This window comes from Tenacibaculum litoreum, from assembly GCF_964513915.1.
In the GTDB taxonomy this organism is placed as follows: domain Bacteria; phylum Bacteroidota; class Bacteroidia; order Flavobacteriales; family Flavobacteriaceae; genus Polaribacter; species Polaribacter litoreum.
In genome coordinates this window covers 904,382-922,532 of sequence record NZ_CAZEQS010000003.1, presented here as the reverse complement: position 1 = coordinate 922,532, position 18,151 = coordinate 904,382, and the positions used below count along the sequence as shown (strand labels likewise).

3 protein-coding genes are annotated in these 18,151 nt (G+C 35.0%); all 3 read left to right on the top strand.

Going from position 1 to position 18,151, the window contains the following annotated elements:
* Window positions 1-161: 161 nt before the first annotated feature.
* Genes ACKTTR_RS10255 through ACKTTR_RS10245 form a run of 3 tightly spaced genes read left to right on the top strand, consistent with a single transcriptional unit; the run spans window position 162 to window position 18,143 of the window.
* The gene (locus tag ACKTTR_RS10255) at window positions 162-2,411 is read left to right on the top strand and encodes a T9SS type B sorting domain-containing protein (protein ID WP_408027749.1); all 2,250 of its coding nucleotides are present in this window, start codon (window positions 162-164) and stop codon (window positions 2,409-2,411) included.
* Between the two features lie 7 nt (window positions 2,412-2,418).
* Window positions 2,419-4,248: a PorP/SprF family type IX secretion system membrane protein gene (locus ACKTTR_RS10250; protein WP_408027748.1), complete on the top strand. Its 1,830-nt coding sequence runs from the start codon at window positions 2,419-2,421 to the stop codon at window positions 4,246-4,248.
* A 47-nt stretch (window positions 4,249-4,295) separates the two neighbouring features.
* Window positions 4,296-18,143, top strand: a complete 13,848-nt coding sequence (locus tag ACKTTR_RS10245; RefSeq protein ID WP_408027747.1) for a T9SS type B sorting domain-containing protein — start codon at window positions 4,296-4,298, stop codon at window positions 18,141-18,143.
* Window positions 18,144-18,151: the final 8 nt, after the last annotated feature.

The window sequence follows — 18,151 nt, the reverse complement described above, 5'->3', positions numbered from 1 at the left end:
TCTTACAAAAAAAAAATAAAAAAGGTAGAAAACAAAGAGTTGTAAAACTTTAGTTGCCTGTTAAAAATAGATTTTATATATTTCCCTATTAATTTTATTAGTTTTATTATAGTTTTGTTAAGAAAAACTATAAATTTGACACCCTTAAAAGAATCCCTTAAATGAAAAGAAGCTCTAAAAGCATATTATTACTTTTAGCAACATTCCTACTGTGTATAAATTCAAGTGCTCAAGTGCTTGAAAGTATCGTTATTAACGATTTGGTAGGAGTGAGTAACAGAGCTCTTTGTGATCAGGTAGGAGGAACAGATTATTCTCTAGACATAACTTTTAGTGGAGCTGCTTTTGAGGATGGTAATACTTTTAAAATAGAACTTTCTGATGAAAACGGGTCTTTCTCAGATCCTAGCAAGGTAAAAACATTAAGAACACTTATAAGTACCGCTACAGATAATTACAACCAACAATTTAATATAGAAAATATAGGTTTCCAATTATTAGAAGGAACTTATGGTAAGAACTACGTAATACGAGTAACTACAAGTCAGCTACCTGTACAATCAGTACAAACAGCTCCTTTTGAAGCTTATTATGATATGTTTACAGAAGGTGAGTTATCTATAAATGATGGTAATGCTTTTACATTATGTAATGGTGAATCAAGAGAAGTTTTTTTAGATACTGATGTAAATAGAGAGTATTTATGGTATAGAAGAGTTGATGGCACAGATGAGTTGGTAGCAACTACTCAAGAGCCTAAATATACAATAACAGAAACAGGGGTGTATTATGTTGTGATTGATTATGGTTTGTGTGGAGGTCCAAAGTCAAGGTTTTTAACCGTTGATGGTCTTAGCGGGGCAGATACGCAAATTAAAGGGGCATCAACTATTGAAATTTGTGGAGACCAATCTCATACATTTGAAGCGAATGTAACAAATACATCTTATACGTATAATTGGTATTTAGATGGTGAATTAAAACAATCTTCAAACAACCCAACATATACCACGCCAACTGTAGGGCAATTTGGGACATATCGTTTAGAGATAGAAGCAGGAACATGTACAACAGTTTCAAATGAGGTAGTACTACAACAACAAACAGATGCAGGATATACGGTAACCAATGAAGGTGCTCTGAAAAGAATTATATTATTTGGAGAAACAAAACAGCTGTGTATAAGTCATGATGCTACACCTGTTGAAGATGTAACTGTTGATTGGTTTAGAAACGGGGGGACAATGGGAACAGCTGTGCGAAATCAATTATGTATTAGTGCAACAACAGCAGGGACTTACTTTGCAAGAGTTACAAAAAGTACAGGTTCTGCTTGTGATGCTGTAGTTGATTCAGAAGAGTTCGTGCTATTAGCTGTAGATTCATTTAATGTAGTAATTAGAACTGCTACTGATTACGAAGAGTGTAATTCAGCTACTACAAAGTTAAGTATGGTAGGTGTAAAAGCGATAGCAGAAGATGGAAACGAATATGATTTAACCTCCGACCAAATAGCAATGTTGAACTTTGACTGGAAAAAAGATGGAGTTTCTATTGGAGCAACAAGTGAAGAATATACTGTCAATTCATATGCTGATAATGGTTCATATACATTAACAGTAAGTACAAATACTGGAAAGACTGGTGATTCTAATGCTATTGATGTAAAGCTAGTAGAGGTTCCTCAGGTGTCTTCTACATCAACTTCAAATTCTTTATGTGCAGGTTCTTCTATTATTTACACAATAGATAACTTTAATACGAGTTATACTTATCAATGGATAAAAGATGGGGACGAAGATGTAACTCCTACAGACCCTCAAACATTAGTAGTAACTGAAGTAGGAGAGTATGTGTTAAAATATTCTGATTCAAGCTGTAATAATGAGTTAGCACCTATAAATGTAATTCCTTTTGATGATTCAGCAGTAACTGTTACTCCATCAGAAATCGTAGTAATGGAAGAAGGAGGTTCTGCTATAGTTGTAGCAGCAGGAGGAGAAAATTATGAATGGTATCAAGGAGAAGGTACTTCAGGAACTTTGTTATCAACAACAGAGCAGTTAGAGGTGACTGAATTAGGTTTTTATACAGTGCAGGTAAAAGTTGGTAATTGTACATTATATAAAACAATAGAAGTGGTAGAGCCTGATGGGCAAATTATAGTACCTAACATTGTATCGCCTAATCAAGATGGAATTAATGATACTTGGAAGTTGTCAAATTCATATGCATACCAACCAAGTGTAGAGATAATATTGTATAATTCAGGTGGAAAAGAAATTTTAAAAACAACTGATTACAAAAACGATTGGCCTTTAGAAAGTTTAGGCAATCAAAAAATATTTTATTATAAGATTATTAGAGAAGGTAAGCTGATTAAAGCAGGAACAATATCAGTAATAGATTAAATTTTAGATGATTAGAAAAATTACTTTATTTATTATTTTAGTATTAAATGTGTTTGTGGTACAAGCGCAGTTTTCTGGTGGTGAACAGCAATATAGCAGCTTTAGTTCACGCAACTTCATGAAATTTAATCGTTTTTTAACGGTACCTACTTTTTCTGCTCTAAGAGAGAATAAAACTTCACTTTCTGCTATAGTTAGGAATAGTAATGTTGAGTTTGAAGATAACCCCAGATTATATTTGGCTACATATTCAGGGAAAATGCGGGAAAATGTAGGGGCTGGTTTAGCAATTTATCAACAAGAAGTAGGAGTTTTTAAAGATTTCGGTGCCTTAGCTAACTATGCGCACCGTTTGCAGTTAAATGAAACAATGGACTTGACCTTTGGATTTAACTTTTTATATAGTCGAAGAAGTGCAGATGGATTAAAAGTAAATTCAACAGAACCAGATCCTCAAATTTCAAATTACCAAGATCTTCCTATTGTTAATTTTCAACCGGCAATAACATTATCTATAGGAAAGTTTGATGTAGGAGTGTTTTTTGAGAATTTAGTAGATTTTAATCTGAAAAAGAGTGAAATGGCTACTTCTTTTGGAGAAAAAACGTTCTCAGGGCATTTAATGTATTCACATGAATTTACCTATGCAAAAGGACTTTTTGAAGGGGCGGATATACGAATGTTAGCTATTGCTAGAAAGCCAGGAGATGGCGAGTTTGGTTATGGAGCAAATGCTATTGTAGATTTGCCTAAAGCAGGTTGGGTAAAAGCTGGTTATGATAAAACGTATGGTATCTCAGCGGGAGTAGGAGTAAATTTGTCTGATAAATTGGCAATTGGTTTTACTTATGAAAAGAGTAGTTTTGCCGCAACTAATGAAATAGGATTGATTTACAATTTTGGAAAAAGATCGTTTACAAGAGAGCGTCCTAAAAGAAGAACAGGTAACGTAAAAGTTAGTCTTCCAGAACGAGCTCCAAAGAAAGAAATTGAATATAAAAATCCAGAACACAACGATTTATCTGATGAAATTCAACAAGCGCAAGACTCTATTGATATCTTAAATAAAAAGGTTGATGAAGTGTTACGATTATTAAAAAATCAACCAGCGCCGAAAACAACTACAAATACAGTAATAATAAGAGATACGGTTCAGTCAAAAGATACTTCATTAAAAAGAAGGTCAAATAAACCATGGCGTAAGAGTACAATAACACGTTCAGGCGGTGGCGGTACTATGTATTATGTAGTTTCTGATCAGTTTAGAAGTAAAGAAAATGCAGAAGCATTAATAGATAAATGGTCTCGATTAGATATTGAAGCAAAATATGTATTTGAACCTAAGAAAAAGTTATATTATGTTTACCTAGATAGGTTTGCAAAAGAGGAAGATGCAGAAGAAGAGGTTGATAACTTTAACGATAAAACTCGTTTATTTGAAAAGAATGATGAGAAGAAAGACAACTCAACCATAAAAGTTCAAAAAACAACAAAAGACCCAGTGTATGTGGTTAAAATTACTTTAGGAGGAGCACTAAGTAGTTATGAAGAACCTAAAACACAACCACCTGCTAGAGTTTATCCTATGGAAGCGGAAGGAGTAGAACCAGGATACTATTTAAGAGTATATGTTAACTCTCAAAAAGCATTAGCAGATAGAAATGTAGATGAGTTACGAAATGATGATATAGACGCAGATTATTTTGTAGACCCAAAAACAGGGTTTATGCATGTTTACATTTTTAAAACAACAGATAGAGCAGAAGCAATAAAAATGTATAATACAAATTTAAATGGAGCCTTTTACGATCGTAAAGCAATCGTACAAATAAAATAAAATACATAACAGAAGAACTTGATTAATTAATTCCCCCAATTGAAATTATGAAAAGAATAATTACTTTACTATTACTTGTATTACAAACCTTTTTTAGTTTTTCGCAGGAAAAACCAGAGCCATCATCAAAACCATCACAAGTAGTTTTAGATGAAACTGTAGGGTATGAAAAATTAATAGAAAAACTTTCTCAAGAGAAGGCGCTAAAACCCCCTTCAACACCTTACTTTGATCAGAGAACCGTTAAACCCGATGGAACTTCTGGAGGTATTAATATTAAAGGAGATATAACGTTTATTGCTAATAACGTTTTAAGTATTGACCAATCGGGGTATGATCCTGAAGATCCTTATGATGGTTCTAGTTCGAATGGTAGTGTTAACATGCAATATATTGATATTGATAATGATGCTTCAACATTCTCATCAAGTTCTGATGTATTAAATTTACCAACATGTTCTCGTGTTGTATATGCTGGATTATATTGGGCTGGAGTATACCCGTATGATACTTGGGGAGGTAGTGCACGATCTAATGACTTTAATAAAATAAAGTTTAAGTTACCCGGAGGTGCTTATCAAGATATTGAAGCCGATGCAAGTGACGTTACAAAAAGAGAGTTGATTTATGATAATGGAGTAGCTTATATTTGTTATAAAGACATAACAGCAGATATTCAAGGATTAGCAAGTGTGGATCCAGAAGGACATAATGGTACCTATGTAGCAGCAAATATTCGAGCAACAAGAGGTAATGACCCAGGAGGACTAGGAGGTGCTGGAGGTTGGACGATGGTAGTAATTTATGAAAACCAAACAGAGTCAAGTAAGAATATAGCTGTTTTTGATGGTTTTGCAGATGTACGTAGAGGTAATAATGTAGATTTATCTTATTCAGGTTTTATAACGGTTCCAGTTGGTCCTAATCCAACAAATCCTGCCCCAGTAAGAGCAAAGTTGTTGGCAGCAGCTTTGGAAGGAGATAGAAGTATAAACTGGGATAGTTTTCAAATTAATGATAGAGAGGATGGAACAGGAAATTATATAGATCAATATACTCCAAATGTAAATCCTAGAGCTTGGGATAATGGTGCTTGGGATTGGAGATACAATTTTTTTAATGGTTCTATAAGTAGATATGATGCATATGTAACAACACGTACTCCAAATAGTGAAAATACGTTAGGTTTTGATGTTGATTTATATCAATTAAGTAACCCTAATAATAGTGTTATAACAAATAATCAAACATCAGCACATGTAAGATTCACTTCAAATCAAGATACTTATTGGCCGTTTTTAAATGCTTTATCAGTAGAAATTATTGAGCCAGAGTTGCAAATGGTGAAATCTGTTTTAGATGCTGCAGGAAATGATATTCAGGGAACACCCGTAGGCTTAGGTAGCGAATTATGGTATAATATAAGTTTTCAAAATGTAGGTACGGATGATGCAACGAATGTGATTATAACAGATAGGTTACCTAAAAATGTAGATTTATTAGAAACTTCTACTGGAGGAACAGTATATAATGGTATGCGTTTTGACATCGATTTACCTGCTGGAGTAACAATAGTAGGTTATGAAGGACCTTCTGCAGCGAATGGTTTTAGAGCTCAAGTAGAGTTTGGTGTGCCAGATAATATGGTAAGAGAGAATGGAGCAGAATACAATATTCGCTTGCATGTACAAGTGGTTTCTGATTGTAATGAGCTAAGAGATGTATGTTCTAATGTGGTTCAAAATCAGGCTTTTGCTAGGTATGAAGGAGTTAGAGGGGGAGTTGTAGTAGACAATGAACCTAGTTACTCTGGTTTTGATAGTTGTGATTTTGGTATTGTAGGATCTTCAAACTTCTTAGTTAATTTAGATGATTGTGATTTTAGAAGAACAGAGGTTCTTTGTGGTGGAAGCATAGAGTTAACAGCGGGTAATGGTTTTGACACCTACAGTTGGGAAGATGAAAATGGTCAGTTTTTAGGAAATACTCAAAGCATTACAGTGAGTAGTGCTGGAGTATATACAGTAACTAAAACTACAACCTTAGGCTGTATTACAAAACCTGAAATTGTAGAAGTAATAAGTTTTGCAAATGTGTCTAATCCGTTAGCACCACCTTTTGCAGATAGATTCAATACTTCTTGTACTAGTAATACTACAGAGTTAGCTGAAATTTATTTATGTGGTAGTACAACGGAATCAAGAGATATTACTTTACCTTTTGCAGGATCAAATACAACTGTAGAATGGTTTAAATTAAATGGAGATGGTGGTTGTGGCTACAACTTTGAAACTGAAGATTGTGCTCCTACATCTACTGGATGTTCTTGGAGTTCGTTAGGAACAGATTTAACTCAATCTTTTGATGAAACAGGAGCTTATAAATTAGAAGTTTTATATGACGGAACATGTCCGAGAACATATTATTTCAATGTATTTAGAAATTCACTAACACCTACTCTTGTACCAACAGATATTTTATGTGGTACAAACGGAAGTATTGTGGTTAATGGTGTACCTGATGGATATGAGTATAGTTTATCTGGTAATGGTACAACTACTCCTTTTCAAACAAGTAACACTTTTTCTATAACAAATCCTGGAGATTATACTGTAACAATTCGTCAAGTTGGTTCTAATGGATCTTGTAATTATGTTACAGATAGTGTAAATATACAAAGTCTAGATATTGGTTTAAATGTACTTACAAACATTGATGTTTGTGGAGGAGCATCAGAGCTTACAGTACAGGTTGAAAATGTACCTGGTAGATATTCTTATGAAATAAGAAAGGATAATGTATACATGGCGGGCTCTAATGGTTTTATTGATAGTAATGACCAAAGGTATACTATAACTGAGAGTGGTACATATGAAATTCTTGTAACTACAGAAGGTGGTTGTTCGGCTAATGAAACAAGAGTAATAACGCTACCTGAGCCAATTACACTGTCAGCAATTACTACCAAAAACATTACTTGTGAAAATGGAAGTTCTCCAGGAATTATAACATTAACACCAAGTGAGGGAACTTCACCATACGAATATGCTGTAATTTCTGTAAATGGAACTCCGGTAGCAGATGTTGACAAAGTATATTTTACTGACACAACTTACGAAGTTCCAATGGGAAGCGAAGGAACATATGTATTTGAAGTAAGAGATAATAATAACTGTAGCGCAACTGCAGAAACTACTGTTCTGGTCGAACCAGCATTACAGTTTATGGCAACACCAACACATATTGCATGTAATGGAGATAATGACGGTACAATAGAAGTAAACTTAACAGGAGGAGACGCTACAGGATATACCTTAGAGTATAGTATAGATGGTTTTTCTACAACAAATAATACAGGTGTATTTTCTGGATTATCTGCAGGAGCCTATACTATTGACATAAGAGCCTCAAAAAATACGTATCAATGTACTTACCAAGTAAGTGCTACAATTACAGAGCCACCAGCGCTTACTGCTGAAGTAGTAAAAGAAAGAGACTACAACTGTGGTGCAGGAGGTAAAGTAAGATTTGAAAATGAAACAGGAGGTACTGGAGCATATGAATACGGTATAGGTGTCGTAGATACTAGTACAGGAAATGTAACTTCTATTGATTATTATTCTTTTGATGATAACGGGTCGGCAGAAGCAGTATTCAATAGTTTAACTCCAGGATTCTATCGTTTTTATATAAGAGATGAAAATGGTTGTGTATATGAAATACCAGGAGATATTGAAATTTTTGATTCTCCTCAAGCACCACAGTTAGTACCAGATATAACTTATAACTGTGACGGTACAGGAAATGTAGTATTAGGACCACCTTCAGAAATAAAAAATAATTTTGATTATTCTCTAGATGGAGGACCAACGACTAATATTAATAACTTTCCAAATTTAACGCCAGGTCCTCATGAGATCTTGGTATATTATAAAGGTCAAGATTGTAGTACACTAGTTAGTTTTGTTATAGAACAAAACCAGGCATTTACAGCTAATATAGATTCTTGGGAAAATATAACATGTAACGGTGGAAGTGATGGTACAATTAGCATTAGTGCAGAAAACTATGGAACTTCTTACCAATATTCGTTAAATGGAGGAACATGGAGTACGGCATTAACAACAAGTCCTCATACAATAACAGGTTTAACAAATGGAACATACTCTATCAGTGTACGTTCAAATGTAAACTCTATAGGAGATTGCCAGGTAGATATACCAGATAATGTAGTTTTAACTCAACCAAATGTAGTTACAGTAGCTGCTCAGGTAACAAAAGAAATAACTTGTGTACCAAATACAGGAGCTACTATTTCAGTTACTAATACAGATGGAGGAAATGGAGCACCGTATACACATGAATTATTAGACAGCTCAGGAAATCCTGTTGCATTCACAAATGTACCAGCAGGAAATTATACAGTTATAGCTACAGACTCAAAGGGATGTACATCAGCACCTTTCCCTATTACTGTAAACCCGATTACTACTTTAGCATTTACTGTAACACCAGTAGCATGTTATGATGGTAGTAATGGAACACTTACGGTTAATGTAACTTCTGGAAATGGAGACTATTCATATATGATTGATGGAGTAACTGGTTGGCAAAACTCTAATGTGTTTAACAATTTAACAGATGGAGCATACGATGTTATTGTAAGAGATGGAAAAGGTTGTCAGGTAACAGAATCTGCAACAATTCTTCCACAAGTTACAGCAACGATAGTACCAGTTAGTGCAACTTGTAATCCAGGTCAAATTCAAATAACCCCTAGTGGTGGAGATGGGAATTATCAATTTATTGTTGAAGATGCAGGAGGAAATCAGAGTACATATACATCTAGTCCAATAAGTGTACCAGCAGGAACTTATACTGTATATGTAAGAGATAAAAATGGAGGAACAGACTATTGTGAATTTACAGATACAGTAACAGTAAATCAAATAGTGAATCCTACTCATACAACAACCCTTGTACAGCCTAAATGTAGTGGGGAAACAGGAACAATTAATGTTACTGTAGCTAACGGTACAGCAAATTATACAGTTACCGTTACAGGTTCTGGAGCTCCAATAACACAAGGACCTTCAAATGGATTGAATTATACATTCTCAGGGTTAGCCGTTGATACTTATCAAGTAGTGGTGACTGATGCTAACGGATGTTCATCATCGCCTACAACAGAAACAATCGTAGCTCCATCTGCTTTAACAGGAGGTAGTGCTGCAGCAACAGATTTAATGTGTAGTTCTTCAGGAACAATTCTAGGAACAATCACTTTTACAGCTCCAACAGGAGGAACGCCAAACTATTTATATTTTTATAAGTTAACGGCAGATACTAATTATACACAAGCAGCAAGTACAACAGTAACAAACCTAGATCCAGGAACCTATGATACTAGAGTGGTGGATGCTAATGGATGTATTTTAGACTTAAACCCAGTAACTATTGCAGATTTACCTACTGAACCAACATTGAATAGTACAGTAGATTATAACTGTGATGGAACAGGAAATATAACTGTAACAGGAACCCCTGCAGGTAGTTATACATATACATTAGGAGGGACTTCAAACTCAACAGGAGTATTTCCAAACTTATCTGCAGGAGCTTATACCATTACTGTTGATTATGGTAGTGGTTGTACGACAGATATTACGGTAAATGTTGAACCAAATCAAGAGTTTACAGCTGCTGTTACAGGTAGTTCAAAAACATGTATTGGAAGCAACGATGGAACGATTACTGTAGAGGCTTCTTTCCCTTCGAGTACACCAACTTCATTTGAATACAATGCAAATGGAAATGGATGGCAAGCAGCAGGAACAAATCCATTTACTATAACAGGTTTACCAGTAGGAGTAAATACGATTGAAGTTCGCCCTAATAGTGCTTCACCAGCAGCTTGTACAATAACATTACAAGAAACATTAGTAGATCCAGCACCAATAGTGGTAACGGCACCTATAACAAAAGAGATTACTTGTAATCCTGCTACAGGCGCAATAATTACACCAGATGCCACAGGAGGTAATGGACCGACATATACGTACGAGTTATTTGATGCTACAAATACTTCAGTTTCTACAACGAGTCCATTTACAGATGTGCCAGCAGGAACCTATACAATAGTAGCAACAGATAGATTAGGATGTACAGGCTCTGTAGCTGTGACAGTTGATCCAATAGAGACAGTAACTTTTAATGCTGAACCTCAGTGTTATGATGGAACTAATGGACAAATTGTTATAACAGTTAATTCGGGTAATGGTGATTATACTTTTAGTTTAAATGGAACTACATGGCAAACACCAACACCTTTAACCTCTAATACTTATACATTCTCTGGATTATCAGATGGAAATTACACAGTATATGTACAAGATGGCAGAGGATGTACAGAGAATGCTCCAGTAACTATTAATCCACAATTATCGGCAACAGCAACACCTACTAATGCAAGTTGTAATCCTACAGGAGAAATTTTAGTGAATCCTACAGGAGGATCAGGAAGTGGGTATGAGTTTTCAGTAGTGACTGATGGTTCATTAGCAGGAGCATATGAATCAACAAATCCTGTTACAGGCTTAGCGGCAGGAACTTATGATGTGTATGTGAGAGATGATGAAGGGTGTGAATATGTCGTTCAAGATATAGTTGTAGCTTCGGTTACACCTGTTGAAATTGACGTTACGACTAACGAACCAACTTGTAATGGAGATACAGGAAGTATAGATGTAGCAATTTTAGCCAATACAGGAGAGTCTCCTTATACAATTACAATTTCTGATAGTGGAGGAGGATATACAAACACAATTAATAATTTTGTAGGATCAAGTATTAGTTTCGATAATTTAGCGGTAGAAACCTATACCATTACAATTACAGATGCTTTAGGCTGTATCGATACTGAAATAGTAACGTTAACAGACCCTCCTGCTCTTGTGATGGATATAGAAGAAGTTTTAGCTCCTAATTGTGGGGATGATCCTTTATTAACAGGTTTCAATTTTATCAATATAGACCCTGCTGATTATTTACCAAACACATTACAATATAGTATAGATAATGGGGTAACATGGGTAGATTTTACTACTACTAATGGTCAAATAAGAAATCTAAATTCTGGAGATGTAGTACATCCTGTATTACGAACAATTGATGGATCTGGTACTGCATTGTGTTTGATAGCATATGGTCCATACACAATTCCTTATAACGTTACAGGTTTAATTGTAAATCCAATTATTGATACAGGAGATTGTACGACAGGATTGACTGTTACAGTAGAGGCTTTAGATGGTACACCAGCTTTTGAATTTGCACTTAATTCACCTGCAAATGGTTGGGTTGGAGCTGATCTCCTTGATAATGGAACTCAAGGAGAAGCTTTTAGAACATTAACCTATTATAATTTAATACCTGGAGTTGACTATGATTTCTATGTAAGAGATGCTAGTGGTTGTATAAAAATGAATAATGAGAATATTTATGCTGATTTTACTCCATCGGTATTAATTACTGGCACAGTAAACAATCAAGCATGTTTTGGTGCAAACTCAGGACAAATAACATACTCAATAAATGATGTAAGTGGAGATTTAACAAATGATTTTACTTGGACATTATATAAAAGAGATGCTACAACAAATAATGGTGTAGCGGTAGCAGGTTATACAAACATTGCACAAACAGGTGACGCTGATATTATTGTAACTGGTTTAGCACCGGGTACATATTACATTGTCTTATCAAATACTGGAGGTACAGTTTGTGAATTTGGTGCCCAAGATGTAGAGATTATAGAAGGAACAGAAATTTCGGGGCAAGTAACTAAAGTAAGAGATATTACTTGTAGTGTAGATGGTTTAGTAAGAATTGAAAATGTAGTAGGAGGTTTCCCTGGATATACTTATACTTTTAATGTAACAAATGGTACTGGAGTTTTATCAGGTAATACAATTACTGTTGCTGCTAGTACTGTTACAGGTTCACCAGTAACGGTAGAAGCTTTTGCTCAAGATACGAATGGTTGTGGACCAGTAAGCTTGGGTACAGTGGCTTTAACTTTAAGTCCTTCACCTAATATTGTCTCTGCAATTCCTGCAAGTTGTGATACAAATAAAACAATAACAGTTAATGTAAATAATGGTACTGCTCCTTATAGTTATTCTATTGATGGAGGTACAACATTTACTTCTCCAACAAGTAATACGTCATATACCTTTAATGGATTAACTCCAGCAAGTTATGATGTAGTAGTTAGAGATGCTAATGGATGTACAGATACTGCAACAGGAATAATTGTAAATCCAGATGTTGATTTTAATTTGAGTGTAACTCAAAATGCTACTTGTGTACCAGGTAATGATGGAGAAGTACTAATAAATGTAACTTCTGGTACAGGTGGTAATTACAATTATTCATTTGATACAGGGTCAAATGGAACAATTACATCACCTGGAACTTCAGCTACTGTTGGAGCATTAACGCCAGGTGTACATAACGTAACAGTTACTGATGTAAACTCTGGTTGTTCAGTAACGAAAGCAATTACTGTTCAAGATCCAGTAAATCCAAGCTTTACATACGTAGCAGAAAATAGTTTATGTTCAGGAGATAATTCAGGAACTATTACTTTAACGGCAGTTGATAATGGTATTTTACCAGTAACTTATACAATTAGCCCTGTAGCTGGTACATACGATGGAGATAGTACGTTCACTAACTTACCTCCAAATACGTATAGTATTACAGGTACGGCAGCTAATGGATGTACAACAACAGTTACCGATGTTGTAATAACTGAATATATCGCAGTAGCTCCATCAACACCAATAGTAACAGAGTTTGCTTGTACAACAGGTAATACAGTTAATGTAGCTACTGTAGAGTTACCAACAGGTACTGCAGGAGGTTCAGGAACTTATACACGAGTAGTATTTACTTACGATCCTGCAGATGGAAGTGCTGATGAAATATTAGATTCAAACAGTTTTACTTTTACTACATCAAATACAGCAGGAGGTACAGTTGATATCACAGTATATGACGACAAAGGATGTTCAGGAACAACTTCTGCAACGATTGCTCCTTTTGATGCACTTTCAAATCCTATTGTAACATTAGATACAGCAATTACTTGTAGTGCGGGTGCAGATATTACAGTTACCTATACTTCAACTTTAGGTTCTGCAGCAAATATTACAATTGAAGGAATCAATGGTAATAGTTATGCAGCTGTAACTCAAAACGGTGTAACTTCTGGAGATTTTGACAATTTACCAACAGGGGATTACCAAATAACAATAGCACATCCAACAACGGGTTGTGAATTGGTAACCTATTATACAGTTGACCCAGAACCAGTGTTTGATATTTTGGTAACAGATGTTCAAAATGAAACTTGTAGAGAGAATGATGATGGAAGTGTTGTTTTAGAGTTTAGCCCATCAACTCCATATGGAGGTCAATACGATTTTGAGTTATTTGATGCAACAACAAATACTTCAATTGATTTAAGTTCAACAGGTCTAAATATTCCTCATCAAGGAGTTAATGCACCAACACCAGTAAATAATTTACCAGCGGGTAGTTATTATATAACGATTACGATGATTAATTCTCCGTATTGTCAATCAACTACTGAAGTATTTACCATTTATCAACCAGATGCATCATTAATACCTTCTGCTGTAGTTGATCCATTGGTAAGTTGCACAAATGGTTCTGATGCTACGATTATAGGAACAGCAACAGGTGGTTGGGGCAACTATGAGTATCAATTAGAATTACAATCTACCCCTAATGTGGCTTATGGAGGCTTTGTTTATAGTAATGATAATATATTTGAAGGAATCCCTCCAGGTGATTATAGGGTACGTGTAAGAGATGGAAATGGATGTCCACGTTCTACCACAGTAACCGTAGTTAATCCAACACCAGTAACATTCAATGTGACTCATAATGATAATGTATGTGATACATCTTTAGGAGGTAGTATTGAAGTAACTGCAGCAGGAGGTACAGGTACGTATACCTATACTTTATCCAATGCAGGTGGAGTTGTTGAAACACAAATTTTAACAGCAACAACCTATACCTTTACGAATTTACCTGCTGATGATTATACTGTGAATGTAGTTGATTCAAATGGATGTGATGCAGGAACACCAACAGATGTTACAATTAATCCAGATGTAAACTTCTCGTTAGTAGAAACTAAAAAAGTAGATTGTTCAGTATCACCAGACGGAATTGTAACAGTTGATTTAGTGAATTGGACTTCTGGTAGTAACTATCAATATGATGTGGTAGGTTCTGTAGATGGAGCTATAGTAACTGGAGGTACTGTTAGTAGTGACCCATTAACAATAACAATTCCTAGTGGAAATACAACACCACAAACGTATACAGTTACAGTACGTGATTTAGATGCAACACCTGTATGTGATGTATCGAAAGATATCGTAATAGAACCAGAGATTAGACCTGTATTTAATCCAACAGTAACTGTAAACGATATTTGTTTTGGTAGTTCAGATGGAGAGATTACAGTATCACCAACTGATAATGGAATTTTACCATTGACTTATACAATAAGTCCTGATCCAAATGGAGCTAGCGGAGTATCTTCAAATACTAGTGTAGTATTTGATAACTTACCTGCAGGAACATATACAATTACAGCTGAAGGAACAAATGGTTGTACTACAAATCAAGATGTAACAATTAATCAAAATACTGTTATTGATATTTCAAATGCAGTATCAGTGTCACAATTTAATTGTACAGTTGGTAATACAACAAACAATGCAACGATAACAGTAGATGAAACTGCTATAGTTGGAGGTACAGGAAATTATGTACGTGTAGTATTTGCTGATGGAGCAACCATTTTAAAAGACAGTAGTGACTTTACATACACTTCTACAGATGAAACAGGAGGTACATACACAGTAAGTGTGTATGATGAAAATAATAATTGTTTTGATTCAGAAGATGTTGTAATCGATCCGTTTGTTAGAATAACAGGTGTAATTATTACTCCACAAAGAGCAATTGATTGTAATGAAGGTGAAGATGTTATTGCTACTTACACAACAAGCACAGGAAACCCGTTAGCTAATTTTGAGTTCAGACTATATAATAATGCGACAGGAGGATTATTAGAAACAAGAACAAATACAGATGGAGACTTCACTTCATTATTAGCAACTGGTACATATAGAATAGAGTTAGAAAACTTAGATACTAACTGTATTTTTACAGAGTATTATGTAGTTGATGAAGCACCATCTTTTGATATATTCTTAACAAATATTGAAAGAGCATGTTTCGGAGGTACAGGAAGTGTAGATATATACTTTAGTCCTGATACACCTTATACTGATGTTTACAATTATGAAGTGTTTACTATTGGAGGAACATCAACAGGTATTACAGGAAATGTAGCGGCAGGAGCACCATCACCTACTACGATTTCAGGTATAGCACCAGGTGAGTATTATGTGCAAGTAACTATGCCTAATACACCATTCTGTACATCTCAAACAGTAAACTTTGAGATTACTCAACCTGATAACGATTTAACATTAGCAAGTGATTTAATTTACTTAAAATGTACGCCTACAAATTCAGGAGGAGTTAAGTTAACAGCTAATGGAGGTTGGGGAGCTTATCAATATGAGTTGGTAAACAACACTTCAGGTTCAACAGTTCAATCATTTGATAACAATGCAATAATTACTGGTTTAACAGCGGGTGATTATACAGTAACTGTTAGAGATGTTAATGGATGTACTGAGACAACAACCTTTACATTAACACCTGGAACAACGATTATAGGAAACTTAAATGTTACACCGAATCTTTGTGAAGGAGAGTATACAGCAACTATTGAAGTAACTAATGTAGCAGGAGGTCAAACACAAGATCCTAATTTAACATACAGTTATATATTAGTATACCCTGACGGAACAGAAAGTGCAAGTCAGTCATCACCAATCTTTACGAACTTACCAGCAGGAGTTGGATATTCAGTAAAAGTAGCAGATGGATATTCTTGTGATGGTCTTTTAGGCCCAGTAGATATCATTGATCCTATTGAAGTAGTTGCTTCAGCCGAAATTACAGTAGATATTACATGTAATACTTCTCAAGCAACAGTAGAAGTTACAGGAGCAGGAGGTACAGGTCCTTATATGTATAGTATGGACGGGATTACTTTTGTGCCAGCTAATTCAGCACCTAGCCATACATTTAATGTAGATGCTGGAGTACACCAATTCTACGTAAGAGATAGTGAGTTATGTGTTTCTGAACCAGCAACAGTAACAGTTGGAGCTTATGAGCCTTTAGTAGCAACATTAAATATAGATTCAGCATTTATTACGTGTAATGGAGATAGCAATGCTGTATTATCTGCCAACGTACAAGGAGGTTTTGCAAATTACGAATACCAATTACTAGATGGAAACGATGCACCTTTAGGTAATTGGCAACCGTCAAATATCTTTAGTGATTTAAATGTTGGTACTTATAAAATAAACGTAAGAAGTACAAATAGGTTTGGTGTAGAGTGTTATGCTATAACAGGAGAGTATACAATAACAGAACCAGATGTATTAGAAGCTACTGTAACAGCAACACCAGTTACATGTTTTGGAGGTAACGATGGTACTATTACAGTTAATGCAGAAGGAGGTAATAACGATTATGAGTTCAATATTGTATCAGATCCAAGTACACCTGAGTTCCCAGAAACTAAGTTTGTAAAAAACAATGTATTTGAAAACTTAAGTGCAGGAGTTTATTGGATTACAGTAAAAGACGTTGTAGGTTGTTATTTAGACCCTATAAGAGTTGAAGTAACACAACCAGATGAGTTTACAGCAACATTAGTAGGAGTAGCAGAACAAGTATGTATTGATGATCCTACACCAACAATTGAGTTAGATGTACAAGGAGGTACACAACCTTATTATGTGAGTATTAATAATGTAGAGTTACCAACTCAATATACTACAAACTCAATAGTACTAGGAGCAGCTGAAAATATTCAAGGAGGTACATCATACTACATAACTGTTAGAGATGAAGCAGGTTGTAATGTAGTAGATCCTATAAGAGTAACCACAGGAGAACCAGTGGACTTACAATTAACAGTAGACTTTGAATATACTTGTCCAACAGGTAATATTATCTTAGCAATAGTAGATGAAGCTTACAGAAATAACATGTCTTATACACTATATGATGGAGCAAATACACTAGTAGCTACAAACACTACAGGAGAATTTATTGATGTACCAGCAGGATCAGGTTATTATGTTACAGCTACACACACAATAAGTTCTTGTTCTCAAAGTTCTACTAGTAGTCCAATTGATATAGTGGATTATCAACCATTAACCTTAGAAATTGATGATTCAGTTAAGAATACATTAATTGCAAACGCTGATTTTGGTTTACCGCCTTATGAGTACAGTGTAGATGGAGGTGATTTTGGACCAGATAATGAGTTCTTAATCTTACAAACAAAAGACTATACCATTACGGTAAGAGATGCTAGAGGTTGTGAGGTTACACTAACTGTTAGAGGAGAGTACATATCTATTTTCGTTCCAAATTTATTTACACCAGATGGAGATGGAATAAACGATTACTGGTATCCTCGTGAAGTAGAAGATTATCATGACATCAAAGTGTTTATCTATGATAGATATGCACGAAATATTGCAGACTTTAAAGGTACTGTAGAAGGATGGGATGGTACTTATGAAGGTACACCATTACCATCAGGAGATTATTGGTATACAATTTACTTTAAAGAGTTATCTGGTCAAGAGAAGAAAATAATGGGACACTTTACACTATATAGATAATAAGAGAA

What these genes read in the sequence shown, in the direction of transcription:
- ACKTTR_RS10255 (WP_408027749.1), top strand. Translation starts at nt 162, where the DNA reads ATGAAAAGAAGCTCTAAAAGCATATTATTACTTTTAGCAACATTCCTA.
- ACKTTR_RS10250 (WP_408027748.1), top strand. Translation starts at nt 2,419, where the DNA reads ATGATTAGAAAAATTACTTTATTTATTATTTTAGTATTAAATGTGTTT.
- ACKTTR_RS10245 (WP_408027747.1), top strand. Translation starts at nt 4,296, where the DNA reads ATGAAAAGAATAATTACTTTACTATTACTTGTATTACAAACCTTTTTT.